Origin of the sequence: Nocardioides zhouii (genome assembly GCF_004137345.1) — a bacterium.
Classification (GTDB): domain Bacteria; phylum Actinomycetota; class Actinomycetes; order Propionibacteriales; family Nocardioidaceae; genus Nocardioides; species Nocardioides zhouii.
In genome coordinates this window covers 35,665-48,247 of sequence record NZ_SDWV01000013.1, presented here as the reverse complement: position 1 = coordinate 48,247, position 12,583 = coordinate 35,665, and the positions used below count along the sequence as shown (strand labels likewise).

General features: G+C 72.3%; 11 protein-coding genes. 4 read left to right on the top strand and 7 right to left on the bottom strand.

Going from position 1 to position 12,583, the window contains the following annotated elements:
* Window positions 1-6: 6 nt before the first annotated feature.
* The 3 genes from EUA94_RS13555 to EUA94_RS13545 all read right to left on the bottom strand — a co-directional run bounded on the left by EUA94_RS13555 (window position 7) and on the right by EUA94_RS13545 (window position 4,920).
* On the bottom strand, window positions 7-2,655 hold the full coding sequence (locus EUA94_RS13555) for an Ig-like domain repeat protein (protein ID WP_129427419.1): 2,649 nt from the start codon (window positions 2,653-2,655) through the stop codon (window positions 7-9).
* Window positions 2,656-2,779: 124 nt separating this feature from the next.
* Entirely contained in the window at window positions 2,780-3,775 is a 996-nt protein-coding gene (locus EUA94_RS13550; protein WP_129427418.1) for a YihY/virulence factor BrkB family protein, read from the bottom strand.
* Window positions 3,772-4,920, bottom strand: a complete 1,149-nt coding sequence (locus EUA94_RS13545) for a glycosyltransferase (protein WP_129427417.1) — start codon at window positions 4,918-4,920, stop codon at window positions 3,772-3,774. The genes EUA94_RS13550 and EUA94_RS13545 overlap by 4 nt, the downstream gene beginning before the upstream one ends.
* Window positions 4,921-4,975: 55 nt before the next feature.
* Here EUA94_RS13545 and EUA94_RS13540 point away from each other — a divergent pair, with 55 nt between their 5' ends.
* Window positions 4,976-5,908: a DUF1353 domain-containing protein gene (locus EUA94_RS13540; protein WP_165356890.1), complete on the top strand. Its 933-nt coding sequence runs from the start codon at window positions 4,976-4,978 to the stop codon at window positions 5,906-5,908.
* Here EUA94_RS13540 and EUA94_RS22155 read toward each other — a convergent pair.
* Together EUA94_RS22155 and trhA are read right to left on the bottom strand one after the other, a co-directional pair.
* The gene (locus EUA94_RS22155; RefSeq protein ID WP_165356889.1) at window positions 5,898-6,065 is read right to left on the bottom strand and encodes a hypothetical protein; all 168 of its coding nucleotides are present in this window, start codon (window positions 6,063-6,065) and stop codon (window positions 5,898-5,900) included. The genes EUA94_RS13540 and EUA94_RS22155 overlap by 11 nt on opposite strands.
* Window positions 6,066-6,192: 127 nt before the next feature.
* Window positions 6,193-6,939: a PAQR family membrane homeostasis protein TrhA gene (gene trhA, locus EUA94_RS13535; protein ID WP_207210548.1), complete on the bottom strand. Its 747-nt coding sequence runs from the start codon at window positions 6,937-6,939 to the stop codon at window positions 6,193-6,195.
* Between the two features lie 82 nt (window positions 6,940-7,021).
* Here trhA and EUA94_RS13530 point away from each other — a divergent pair, with 82 nt between their 5' ends.
* The 3 genes from EUA94_RS13530 (at window position 7,022) to EUA94_RS13520 (ending at window position 10,400) form a co-directional block, all read left to right on the top strand.
* Complete coding sequence (locus EUA94_RS13530) at window positions 7,022-7,801, top strand: isoprenyl transferase (protein WP_129427415.1); 780 nt, start codon at window positions 7,022-7,024, stop codon at window positions 7,799-7,801.
* A gap of 219 nt (window positions 7,802-8,020) precedes the next feature.
* Entirely contained in the window at window positions 8,021-9,346 is a 1,326-nt protein-coding gene (locus EUA94_RS13525) for an RNA 5'-3' helicase PhoH2 (protein WP_129427414.1), read from the top strand.
* 367 nt (window positions 9,347-9,713) lie between these two features.
* Window positions 9,714-10,400, top strand: coding sequence for an aggregation-promoting factor C-terminal-like domain-containing protein (locus EUA94_RS13520; protein ID WP_129427413.1), 687 nt, complete (start codon window positions 9,714-9,716; stop codon window positions 10,398-10,400).
* 276 nt (window positions 10,401-10,676) lie between these two features.
* Here the strand turns inward: EUA94_RS13520 and EUA94_RS13515 are convergent, their stop codons facing one another.
* On the bottom strand, window positions 10,677-11,165 hold the full coding sequence (locus EUA94_RS13515) for a class I SAM-dependent methyltransferase (RefSeq protein WP_129427412.1): 489 nt from the start codon (window positions 11,163-11,165) through the stop codon (window positions 10,677-10,679).
* A complete protein-coding gene (locus tag EUA94_RS13510) occupies window positions 11,165-12,559 on the bottom strand; it encodes a class II fumarate hydratase (protein WP_129427411.1) in 1,395 nt (464 codons plus the stop codon). Before EUA94_RS13510 ends, EUA94_RS13515 begins: the two co-directional genes overlap by 1 nt.
* Window positions 12,560-12,583: the final 24 nt, after the last annotated feature.

The following is a 12,583-nucleotide window of genomic DNA, read 5'->3' as shown; positions in this document are numbered from 1 at the left end:
GCGGCCTCAGGTCCTGACCCTGATCGTCTGCTTCGCGGTGGAGGCGGTGGTGGTCGCGTCGCCGGCGTAGCGCACGGTGATCCGCACCTTCCCGACCTTGAGCCTGGCCAGCCGCATCCGGACCGACCCTGCCTTCAGGGTCAGCGTCCGCGACCTCTTGCCGACGGTGACGACGACGGTGCCGCTCGCCGCGGACGCACCCCGCACGACGGTGATCGTCACCCGGGGACGCGTGCCGGCCTTCGCCTTCTTCGGCGCCCTGATGGTCGTGGTGCTCGCCGAGACCGGAGGGACCGTCGGGAGGGTCGGGAGGGGGTCGGCCGTCGGCGTCGGCGCCGGCATCTGGACAGTGGGCGGCACGACGGGAGCGTCGACGACCTGCTGGGTGCGCGCCGGCGAGGTCGAGCCCGCGTGGAAGGTGCCGGAGGGGACGTACGTCGCGGTGTACGTGTGGTTGCCCAGCGCGACGTCGGACACGGTGAGTGACGCGGCGCCCGCCGACAGCGGCACCGTCCCGAGGAGGATGGTGCCATCGCGCAGCTCGACCACGCCTGCAGGAACGCCGGAGCCGGTCGCCACGGCCGCCGCCAGCGTCACGGTGCGGCCGGTGGCCGAGGTCGTGAGGTCGGTCGTCGTCGCGACGCGCGCGATCGTGACGGCCTTGGTCGACGACGTCGAGCCGGCGTACGCCGCCGTGTCGCTGGGCACGAACGTGGCCCGGTAGGAGTGGGCGCCCGGCGCGACTGACGGGAGGGTGAGCGACGCGGTGCCGGCGGCGAGGGCCGCGGTGCCGACGAGGGTGTCGCCGTCGCGGACCTCGACCGTGCCCACGGGCGCACCGCCGTCGGTCGCGACCTGGGCGTCGAGCGTGACGTCGCGCCCGGTGACCGAGGTGGTCAGCGCGGTCGTCGACGTCGTCCGGACCGTGACCGACGTGGCCGGCGAGGCCGAGCCGAGGTGCGTGGCGCCCAGCGGCACGAAGGTCGCCGTGTAGGTGTGCGCGCCCGGGGACACCGACGTGAGGACCGCGACGGGCGAGCCGATGCCGAGCACCGTCGTGCCCACGACCGTGGTGCCCTCGCGGAACACCACCTCGCCGGTGAGGATCCCGAGGAGCGTCGACGGGGTTGCGGTCAGGGTGACGGTGCGACCGATGGCGGTGGCGACCAGCGACGTCGTGGTCGGCGTCGGGTTGTCGCAGCCGGTCGCGGCGAGGGTGTACGCGCCGAGGGAGCCGTAGTCGTCGTAGCCGGTGCTCCAGGGCCCGTTGCCGACCCCGTCCACCTGCGCGTAGTAGATGCCGGTGGACAGGGTCCGCGTCAGCGACGCGCCCATCCCCGACGCGGTGCTGGTGGAGGTCTGCGCGGACGTGGGGGCGTCAGTGGCGACGACCTGGCCGAGGCCGTCGAGGAGGGTCAGCTGGACGTCGAGGTCGGACAGGGAGGCCAGCGGGTTCGCGACGACCGAGACGCTGCCGGAGCAGGTCCCGAGCACGTAGGTGTCGACGTCGGTGCGGCTGTCGACGTACGCCGTCCCGGCCGGGACCGACGGCGCGCCGAGGACGAGGCTCGGGGCCTCGTCGGCGCGCGATCCGACGATGCCGCGGATGATCGCGACGTCGTCCTGCTGGTTGGTGGCACCGGCGTAGTCGCCCTTGCTCCACTGGCTGATCGGGCGGTCGTAGCCCACGCCCATGATGGGCGCCCAGGCGCCGTGGCCGCGGTCGTAGCCCTGCGTCGCGTTGCCGTCGTGCTGCAGGCCGAAGTTGTGGCCGACCTCGTGGCTCACCGCCTCGGCGATGTTCTTCGCGGAGTTGCCGAGCTTCTGCGGGAAGACCCAGGCCGGCTGCCGGTAGCCGTAGCCGTCCCCACCGCCGCTGAGGACCTTGTCGAAGACGTTGATGTAGGCCACGCCCCCGCACGCGCTCCCGTTGTTGAGCGGGTTGCAGATGGCGTCGTGCGCACCGACGCTCGGGGTGATCAGCGCGTGGGAGCCGTACGTGGTGTCCAGGAGGCTCGACCGGTTGATCCCGTCGGGCCCGGGGTCGGCCGTGGTCACGTCGACGTCGAAGGGCGCGTAGTCCTCGGCCACGGCCTGCCAGATCGATTGGATCGCCGTGCGCTCGGCATCGTCGAAGACGGCGGCGTTGCCGCCGGTGTCCCAGGCGGGCTGGCTGGTCGGCGTCGCGGGATAGCTCGCGTGCCACCCGGTCGCGCTCGCCGCGGCTCCGTCGAAGTCGAGGAAGATCGTCTTGGTCGACCCGGGCCTGCTGTGCAGCGCGAAGGTCTCCGACAGCGGTGCCCGGGCGCTGACCGGGTCGTCGGTCGGCGCGGTCGCGACCCCCTCCTTGTAGAACACCGCACCCGCCGTGTCGATCCAGGCGGTCGGGTCCGTCGTCAGCAGCTCGGTGAGCTCGGTCGCGGACATCTCGTTGCGGGCGGCAGCCTCGTCGAGCCGGTCGGCGAGGAGGCGCACGGCGTTCGCACCGCGCACCGGGCGCGGGAGTTCGACCTCCGACGGGGCGCTGGTCGCGGTGGTGGCGGTCGGCTGTGCCGCGGGCGGCACGGCCGCAGCGGTCCCGGCCGTGATGCCCAGGGCGAGCACGACGGACAGGGTGGACGTGGCGCCGAGACGGCTGCCGGCGAAACGGCGCATGGGAACGCTCCCTCGGGGGTGACAGGGGAACGCTAGGGACGAGCCGCCCGCGGCGCAGACGAATGCCGGCGCGGTGCTCGAACGGGCCGCACAACCACCCAGAAGGACTACCCGGGAGCGCGGGTTACGCGTCCTCGGCCGGACGGTCGCCGACGGTCCGGGCGTGCGGTCGGCCGGGATCGTCGAGGGCGGGCGACGGCTCGCTCGCGCGCAGCGCCTCGAGCTGGGCGCAGACAGCGGTGCCGTAGAAGAAGGCGATCGACGAGAGCAGCGCCCACAGCAGCAGCGCGAAGATGCCGGCCAGCGGCCCGTAGACGTTGCCGAACGACCCGCTCAGCGAGACGTACGCCGCGAGCCCGACCGTCGCGAACGCGCTCAGCAGGACGGCGATGCCCGAGCCCAGCGCCAGCCAGGAGAGGGCCGGCTGCCGGCGCCGGGGGGCGTGGTCGAGGAGGACCGCGATGGTGAGGACGAGCAGGCCGAGCCCGACGGGCCAGCGCAGGACGTTCCACCAGCCCTCGGTGCGGTCGGACCAGCCGTAGTTGTCGACCATCGCCTCGCCGAGGGCGCCGCCGCCGACGATCATCACGAAGCCGATGCCGACGGGCACCGCGAGCACGGCCGTCAGCACCGCGGCGCGGCCGTACTTGGCGACGGCCTTGCGGTCGCGCCGGATGCCGTAGATCCGGTTGGCGCCGCGCTCGACCTGCGCCATCGCGGTGGTCATCGACAGGAGTGCGAAGCCAAGGCCGAGGACGAGCGCCACCTCACCGGCCTTCTCGGACTCGTCGGACTTCTCAACCGCCGACGCCAGGGCGTCGCTGCTTCCGGCGCCGGGCGACAGCGAGTCCACGACGTGCGCGACGACCGCGGCCGGCCGCTCCTCGTCGAGGTCGGCGGCCAGCCCGGTCAGGGCGAGGAGGAAGGGCACGACCGCCAGGCAGGCCTGCAGGGCGAGCGCGCGCGAGTTGGTGAACCCGTCGCCGTAGCGGAACCGGACGAACGACTCCGCCGCGATCGTCCGCAGCCCGTGGCGGCGGGCGAGGTGCCACGCGTCGAGGGCGTCGAGCTCGTCACCGTCCATCTCGGTGGTGACGGGGACGGTGCGCGCGGTCGTCATGGCCGCACCCTAGAGGCGGCGCGCTCGAGCAGCGCCACCGCGGAGTCGACGGACGGCAGCGAGCCGATCTCGGCGGCCACCTCGCGGCACCGCGCGGCCATCGCGGCGTCGGCAAGGGCCGAGGCCACGCCTCGGGTGATGTCGGCGGCAGTGGCGGTGGCGGCGTCGATCGTCGTGGCGACGCCGAGCTCCCGGGCGCGCAGCGCGTTGTGCGGCTGGTCGGCGCCCAGCGGAAGCAGGACGGACGGCAGTCCGTGGGCCAGGGCGGCCATCAGGCTGCCCGAGCCGCCGTGCGAGACGACCAGGTCCGTCGCGGCCAGCACCTCGTCCTGCGGCACGAACCGCTCGACGCGGACGTGGCGCGGAGTGGCGCCGAACGCCGCCGGTTCGAGGTCGCGACCGACCGTGACGACGACCTCGGCGTCGAGGTCGGCGACCCCGGCGAGGAGTCGCTCGAAGAGGTCGCCGGACGTCTTGTTGAAGATCGTGCCCAGCGTGACGTACACGCGCGGCCTGCCCGGCTGTCGTGGTGCGCGCGTCACGGTGGTCGACCGGTAGTGGCTCGGTGTCATCCGCAACGGCGCGTGGGGGCTGCGGAAGGACGGCGGGAATTCCGAGAGCACCGGACCGGACGTCAGCAGGGCCAGGTCGGGGTCGGGCGCCAGTCCGTGCTCGGCGCGTACGACGTCGAGGCGCGGGCCGACCAGGTCGGGACGCACCAGCAGCCCCGAGGCGAGCACGAGGTGGGTGACGACGGGGATGCCGAGCGGCTCCACTGCGATCGTCGTGCCGAGGTCGGTCTCGTCACGCAGCACGACGTCGGGCCGGAAGTCCTCGAGCACGCCCGGCACGGCACCTGCCATCCGCCGCGCGCCCCGATCGGCGAAGTTGTCGGCGAACTCCTGCTCGGCGGCGCGCGCGTCGGTGGCAGGGAGAGGCGTCAGGTCGCGTCCGGCAGGTGTGCCGGAGTGGTGCGGCGCAGGGCTCGTCGCGTACGCCCGGAACCCCGCCTCCTCGATCCTGGGGACCAGCCCGCCCGAGCCGGCGATCGCCACCTCGTGACCGGCGGCCCGTGCCGCCCGGGCCAGCGGCAGGAGCGGCGTGAGGTGGCCGAGGCCACCGACGAAGGTGCAGAGGATCCGCATGGTCGGCCCAGAGTACGGGCGGCTGGTTGTCGGTCCGGCAGGCCACACTGGGGTCATGCGAGCTCGGGAGCGCGTGGCGGCGATGGCCGGACAGGTGGTGCAGGAACCCCGTCGGTTCTACGACGGCGGCACGCTGGCGCGCGACGGTGTGCCGGGGGAGCCGCCCGACCCGGGTGCCGATCCGCGGATCGTGCTCGAGCGCCATGCCGAGGAGGGCGTCGAGACCTTCGAGCTCGAGCGCCGCCTGGCCTACCGCGACCGCCACCTCAGCGAGCTGCTCGTCCCCGCAGACGCCGGCTTCCGCACCGACCTGACCTCGGTGCCGGCGCTCTTCACGTGGCTGGTCCCGAAGACCGGCGCCCACCTGCCGGCGGCGCTGCTCCACGACGCGCTCGTGGCGGGGCGCGCCGACCCGGCGTCGTACGTCTCCACGGACGGGCACGAGGTCGACCGGTTCGAGGCCGACCGGATCTTCCGCGACGCCATGGCCGACACCGGCACGGGCGTCGTGCGCCGGTGGATCGTCTGGACGGCGGTGACCGTCGCGACGATCTTCGTGGGCCGCGAGGTGCCGTGGACGCCCCTCAAGCACTGGTCCTACCGGGTCGCGGCGGCCGTCACGATCGTGACGATCCTCTACCTCGGCTACTCCTCGACCAGCGACCTGTTCGACCGCTCCTGGATCGGCGCCGTCGACGTGCCGTGGATGGGGCAACGGCCGTGGTGGACGGAGGTCGTCGGCGGGCTGTCCGGCGCGATCGTGCTGCCGCTGGCGCTCAGCCTGCTGTGGGGTCGGCTGCGGATGGCCGGCGCCATCGCCGGGGTGCTGCTCGCGGTCCTGCTCCACGTGACGGTCGGGCTCGCCGTGATCGGCACGACCTACCTCGCGCTGGAGTGGCTCGCGCGCCGCTCGGCGCTGCTCGGGTGGGCGCTCGCGGCCGTCGTCGTGGTGGGCTCCCTGGTCACCTTTGCGGTCGTCACCCTCTGATCTCGGCGAGCCACCGTCCCGCGAGGCCGGTGGTGGGGAGGTCGTCGGTGACGAGGTCGACGCCGGTGCGGAACGCCACAAGCACCAGGCCGAGCGCCACGGCCGTCACCAGCATCCCCTGCAGGTTGCGCGGGAACCGGCTCGGCACGGTGCGCACGTGAGCAGGCTCACCGGGCACTTCGTGCCCGTCCTGACCATCGACCGGGCACTTTGTGGCGCAACACGGGCACGAAGTGCCCGGTCGACCTGCTGGACGGGCACGACGTGCCCGGTCACGTGTGGGGTCAGCGCAGCGAGTACGTCGCCAGCGAGATGCCGACGTAGTGAGCAGCGAAGGCCAGCACCGTGAACGAGTGGAAGACCTCGTGGAAGCCGAACCACTGGGGCGACGGGTTGGGCCGCTTGAGGCCGTAGACCACGCCACCGAGGGTGTAGAGGATGCCGCCGGCAGCGACGAGGACCAGCGTCGCGATCGCGACACCCGAGCTGAACCGGTCGGCGCCGTCGACGAACTGGGGGATGAAGAAGACCGCCGCCCAGCCGAGGCCGAGGTACATCGGTGTGTAGAGCCAGCGCGGCGCGTCGATCCAGAAGACCCGGAAGAGCATGCCCGCGATGGCGGCGCCCCAGACCACCAGCAGGAGCGTCGTACGCGCCGAGCCCTCGAGGAAGAGCAGGGCGTACGGCGTGTAGGTGCCGGCGATGAGCACGAAGATGTTGGCGTGGTCGAAGCGGCGCAGGAACGCCCACGTGCGCGGCGACCAGGTGCCGCGGTGGTAGATCGCCGACACGGTGAAGACCAGCAGCGCCGAGAACGCGAACGCGGCCGAGCCTATGCGCGTCGAGGCGGTGGGCGACAGGGCGACCAGGACGATGCCGGCGACGAGGGCCACCGGCGCGGTGCCGGCGTGCAGCCAGCCGCGGAGGTGGGGCTTGACCTCGGCCAGCTTGTCGGCCATCAGCTCGACGGCCTGCTCGACGCGGTCGACGGCGTGGTCGACGCGATCGCGAGGGGTCGGCGAGGGCTCCATACCTACCAAAGTACCCGTCGCGGGGTGGGACGCGCACACCTTCAGAGGCGAGCGGTCGGTCACACGGCGTTACGATCGGCGGATGGTCAACTTCAGGGACGGCGTACGACGGGTGCTCTACCCGGCCTACGAGTCCCGAGTGGTGAAGGCGCTCCCGCCCGACCAGATCCCGCAGCACATCGGCGTCATGCTCGACGGCAACCGGCGCTGGGCCAAGGCGGTCGGCCTCAACACCGCCGAGGGCTACCAGGCCGGCGCCGACAACATCCGCCCCCTGCTCGGCTGGTGCGAGGAGGTCGGGGTCGAGGTCGTCACGCTGTGGCTCCTCTCCAGCGACAACCTCACGAACCGGCCGTCCGACCAGCTGACGCCCCTGCTGACGATCATCGAGGGCGCCGTCGAGTCCCTCGCCGAGGCCGGTCGCTGGCGGATCCACCCCGTCGGTGCGCTCGACCTGCTCCCGCCCGAGACCTCTGCGCGGCTCAAGGCGGCCGAGGAGGCGACGCGCGACATCGACGGGATCCTCGTCAACGTGGCCATCGGCTACGGCGGTCGCCGGGAGATCGCCGATGCCGTACGCGCCCTGCTGGCCGACCACGCGGCCCGCGGCACGTCGCTGGAGGAGCTCGCCGACCTCATCGACGTCGAGCACATCGCCGAGCACCTCTACACCAAGGGCCAGCCCGACCCCGACCTGGTGATCCGTACGTCGGGCGAGCAGCGGCTCGGGGGCTTCCTCCTCTGGCAGTCGGCCAACTCGGAGTTCTACTTCTGCGAGGCGCTGTGGCCCGACTTCCGCCGCGTCGACTTCCTGCGCGCGATCCGCGCGTACGCCGCCCGCGAGCGCCGCTTCGGCGGCTGACCAGACCCGGCATCAGCGGTCATCTGCTCGTCACCTCGCGTTCGGGCGTGTCGTCCTCGATCGGGTGTTCGGCGGGCGTACTTTCGCGTCATCGGCAGGTGGGGAAGCTTGCTGAACCGGGAGGCAACCTTGAGCACTCGAATGGGAGCTCTCCGGTCCGTTGAATGACATCGGGCCGGGCGAGGAGTGTGCGCGCCGACCCGCAGCAAGGGGTTAGTCGTGGCCAGCAACACCTCATCGCCCAGCTCCAGCTCCAACCGTCGGACGTACGTCCTCGACACGAGCGTCCTGCTCGCCGACCCGGGGGCTCTCGTCCGCTTCGCCGAGCACGAGGTCGTGCTGCCGGTGGTGGTGATCACCGAGCTGGAGGGCAAGCGCAACCACCCCGAGCTCGGCTACTTCGCCCGCGCGGCGCTGCGCTCGCTCGACGACCTGCGGGTCGTCCACGGGCGCCTCGACGAGCCGGTCTCGATCGGCACCGAGGGCGGCAGCCTCCGGGTGGAGCTCAACCACACCGACCCGCAGTCGCTGCCGTCCGGCTTCCGGCTGGGTGACAACGACACCCGGATCCTCGCGGTCGCGCACAACCTCTCGCAGGAGGGCCACCGCGTCACGCTCGTCTCCAAGGACCTGCCGCTGCGGATCAAGGCCTCGGCGGTCGGGCTGAACGCCCAGGAGTACCGCGCCGAGGGGATCAGCGACTCCGGCTACACCGGCATGTCCGAGCTCGAGGTGGCCGCCGCCGACCTCGACGAGCTCTACGAGGACGGTGTCATCGACCTCGCCGAGGCACGCGACCTGCCGTGCCACAACGGCCTGGTCCTGCTGTCCGACCGCGGAACGGCGCTGGCCCGGGTGGGGGCGGACAAGCGGGTCCACCTCGTCCGCGGCGACCGCGACGCCTTCGGGGTCCACGGCAGGTCGGCCGAGCAGCGGATCGCCCTCGAGATGCTCCTCGACCCCGAGGTCGGCATCGTCTCCCTCGGCGGTCGCGCCGGCACCGGCAAGTCGGCGATGGCGCTGTGCGCCGGGCTCGAGGCCGTGATGGAGCGGCGCCAGCACAAGAAGGTCGTCGTCTTCCGCCCGCTCTTCGCGGTGGGCGGCCAGGAGCTCGGCTACCTCCCGGGCTCGGAGAACGAGAAGATGTCGCCCTGGGCGCAGGCCGTCTTCGACACGCTCGGCGCCCTCACCGGCAAGGACGTGATCGACGAGGTGATGGACCGCGGCATGCTCGAGGTGATGCCGCTGACCCACATCCGCGGCCGCTCGCTGCACGACGCCTTCGTGATCGTCGACGAGGCACAGTCGCTGGAGCGCAACGTGCTGCTGACGGTCCTCTCGCGCATCGGCGCCAACTCCAAGGTCGTCCTCACCCACGACGTCGCCCAGCGCGACAACCTCCGCGTCGGGCGCCACGACGGCATCGTCGCGGTGGTGGAGAAGCTCAAGGGCCACCCGCTCTTCGCCCACGTCACCCTCACCCGCTCGGAGCGCTCGCCCATCGCGGCGCTGGTGACCGAGATGCTGGAGGACGTCACCCTCTGACGGCGCGCGCGTCGTCCCCGCTGTAACGGCTGTAACGCCGGGTTAGTTGCTGTACCCACCCCCGAGCACGGGGGTGGGTACAAGCAGTAACCCGGCGTTACAGCGGCGCTGGGCCGACGCAGGTGGGGCGGAGAGTGACTCACGGGACCCATGAGCCACGTGTGATGCAAGGGACCTCATCAATTGTGGAGTTCGGTTTGCGCGCCCCCGACACCTCGTGCATGGTGGGCGTGATCGTTTCGTGACCTTCCCCGGAGGGTCGGGCCAAGGACACCCCCCGAGAACCGCGTCCCGAGGTCCGTACGAGGCGGTCCCGTGGTGCCTCTCGAGCCGCACACCCCCTGTCGTCCACCCGTGAGACTTCGCTGTGCCCCAGCCCCAGAAGTACGTCCCCACGCACCGCGCCCCCGGCAAGCACAAGGCCGCCCACGGTCCGCGCCGCGCGCTCCGCACCGGGATCGCGCTGACCGGCCTCGCGGCCGCCGCGACCGGCGTCAGCGTCACCGGCGGGATGTTCTCCAGCGACCCCGGCCTCACGCCGGCCGCGGCCGACGTCGCCCCGACCACCGCGTCCGCGCCGGCCACCTCGGGCGAGACCCCCGCCGCGTCGACCAGCGCAGACACCAGCGCGGCGCTCGCGCAGCGCGCGCAGCGCCAGGTCGTCTCGCGCTCCTCGCGTCGCGACGCGGCCAAGGCCAAGGCCACGGCCCTGACGATGTCGGCCGGCCCCGTCGTCACGAGGTCGCAGACCCTCTCCCAGGGCGACCCGCGCGACATCGCCCGCGCCCTCCTCCCGCTCTACGGCTTCTCGTCCGACCAGTTCTCCTGCCTTGACTCGCTCTACGAGAGCGAGTCCGGGTGGCGGGTCGATGCGGACAACCCCAGCTCGTCGGCGTACGGCATCCCGCAGGCCCTGACGCAGCTCCACGACCTGCCGGCGGACTACATGACCTCCGCCGAGGCGCAGATCCGGTGGGGCCTGGAGTACATCCAGGGCACCTACGGCTCGCCGTGCAGTGCCTGGAGCTTCAAGTCCGGCCACGGCTGGTACTGAGCGACCGCTCAGGGGTGGGCGCTCCACCCGCAGGGGCAGGACCAGTGGTCTAACCGGTCGGCCTAGTCACAGCCGGAACCGGCCTCGCAGGCCCCGGTGACGCGTCATGGTTCGGTGATGGGGAACGGCGACGACCTCGACTGCGGCTCGGAGGTCGCCACGGTCCCCAGCTGACGAGCCCACGGGGCTCCCACTGATTCGGCCAGGGGGGTCGGAGAGGCGCGACTCGGCCGTTCCACGGGGACGGACGGGTCGCGCCTCGTTTTTTCGTACGTGTCAGCGTGCCTCGAAGACGGTGACGTCGCCCGTCGCGGTCTCGAGGTCCTGGCGGCGTACGTCGCTGAACCGGCGCGACAGCATCCGCTCACCGGTCTCGCCGGAGAAGCGGTGGCGACGCCCCTCGGGCGCGCCCACGTCGCCACCGGTCACGGCGACGAACGTGCCGCCCGGCCGCAGCACCCGGCGCACCTCGGCGAGGGCCCGGTCGATGTCGCGGACGTGGTCGAGCATCCAGCCGGCGTACACCACGTCGAAGCTCTCGGGGTCGAAGGGCAGGTAGCAGATGTCCGCCTGGCGTGCGTCTACACCGCGTGCAGCGGTCTCCTCCACGCAGTCGTCCGAGTAGTCCGTCGCCACGAGGGAGACTCCGGGGAGCGCATCGATCCGCTCCGCCATCTCGCCCGCGCCGCAGCCCACCTCGAGCACGCGCGAGTCCCCGGTCATGGCCCGGTCGATCGCCTTGAAGGCCTCACGTGTCGCGTCCATCAGCGCCCCGTCATCGAGTCGACGTCGAGCCCGGCGTCGAGCTGTTCCTCGGTGAGGTCGCCGCGCTCGACGAAGCCCATGGCGATGACGGTCTCGCGGATCGTGGCGCCCTCGGCGAGCGCCTGCTTGGCGACCTTGGCGGCCGCCTCGTAGCCGATGTACGCGTTGAGGGGCGTGACGACCGACGGCGACGACTCGGCGTAGCGCCGCATCCGCTCGGCGTCGGCGGTGATGCCGTCGACGCACCGGTCGGCGAGCAGCACGGTCGAGGTGGACAGCAGGGTGACCGACTCGAGCAGGGCGTGGGCCATGACCGGCATCATCACGTTGAGCTCGAAGCTCCCGGACGCGCCGGCCCAGGCGATGGTCGCGTCGTTGCCGACGACCCGGGCGCACACCATGAGCGTGGCCTCGGGCAGCACCGGGTTGACCTTGCCGGGCATGATGCTCGACCCCGGCTGGAGGTCGGGGAGGTGGATCTCGGCGAGCCCGGTGGTCGGGCCTGACGACATCCAGCGCAGGTCGTTGCAGATCTTGGTCAGCCCGACGGCGATGGTGCGCAGCACGCCGGACAGCTCGACGAGCGAGTCCTGGCCGCCCTGGGCCTCGAAGTGGTTGCGCGCCTCGGTGAAGCCGAGGTCGGGGCCGAGGTCGAGGTCGGCGTTCAGATGCTCGACCACGGCGGCGGCGAACCCGTCGGGCGTGTTGATGCCGGTCCCGACAGCGGTGCCACCGATCGGCAGCTCGGTGACCCGGGGGAGCGTCGTCCGCAGCCGCTCGACGCCCAGGCGTACGACCGCGGCGTAGCCGCCCATCTCCTGCCCGAGCGTCACCGGCGTCGCGTCCATCAGGTGCGTACGTCCGGACTTCACCAGGTCGGCGAACTCGTCGGCCTTGCGCTCGAGCGCCTGGGCGAGGTGCTCGAGCGACGGGACGAGTAAGCCGGTGACGGACTCGGCGGCGGCGACGTGGATCGCGGTGGGGAAGGTGTCGTTGCTGGACTGGCTGGCGTTGACGACGTCGTTGGGGTGCAGGTCGACGCCGTCCCGCTTCGCCAGGCTGGCGAGGACCTCGTTGGTGTTCATGTTGGAGCTGGTGCCCGAGCCGGTCTGGAAGACGTCAATCGGGAACGCGTCGTGGTGCGAGCCTGCAATGAGGGCGTCGGCGCCAGCCACGATCGCCTCGGCCTGCGCGCCGGTGACGACCCCGAGGCCGGCGTTGGCCAGTGCCGCCGCCCGCTTCACCCGGGCCAGCGCGACGACCAGCGCGGGCGCGATCGTCTGCCCGCTGATCGGGAAGTTCTCGACGGCGCGCTGGGTCTGCGCCCGCCAGAGGGCCTCGCGGGGCACCTCGACGTCGCCCATGGAGTCGTGCTCGGTGCGTGTGTCGCTCATGCGGTGACCGTACCCGCGTGGTTC

Coding starts and splice junctions, on each gene's coding strand:
- EUA94_RS13555 (WP_129427419.1), bottom strand. CDS start 2,655: ATGCGCCGTTTCGCCGGCAGCCGTCTCGGCGCCACGTCCACCCTGTCC.
- EUA94_RS13550 (WP_129427418.1), bottom strand. CDS start 3,775: ATGACGACCGCGCGCACCGTCCCCGTCACCACCGAGATGGACGGTGAC.
- EUA94_RS13545 (WP_129427417.1), bottom strand. CDS start 4,920: ATGCGGATCCTCTGCACCTTCGTCGGTGGCCTCGGCCACCTCACGCCG.
- EUA94_RS13540 (WP_165356890.1), top strand. CDS start 4,976: ATGCGAGCTCGGGAGCGCGTGGCGGCGATGGCCGGACAGGTGGTGCAG.
- trhA (WP_207210548.1), bottom strand. CDS start 6,939: ATGGAGCCCTCGCCGACCCCTCGCGATCGCGTCGACCACGCCGTCGAC.
- EUA94_RS13530 (WP_129427415.1), top strand. CDS start 7,022: ATGGTCAACTTCAGGGACGGCGTACGACGGGTGCTCTACCCGGCCTAC.
- EUA94_RS13515 (WP_129427412.1), bottom strand. CDS start 11,165: ATGGACGCGACACGTGAGGCCTTCAAGGCGATCGACCGGGCCATGACC.
- EUA94_RS13510 (WP_129427411.1), bottom strand. CDS start 12,559: ATGAGCGACACACGCACCGAGCACGACTCCATGGGCGACGTCGAGGTG.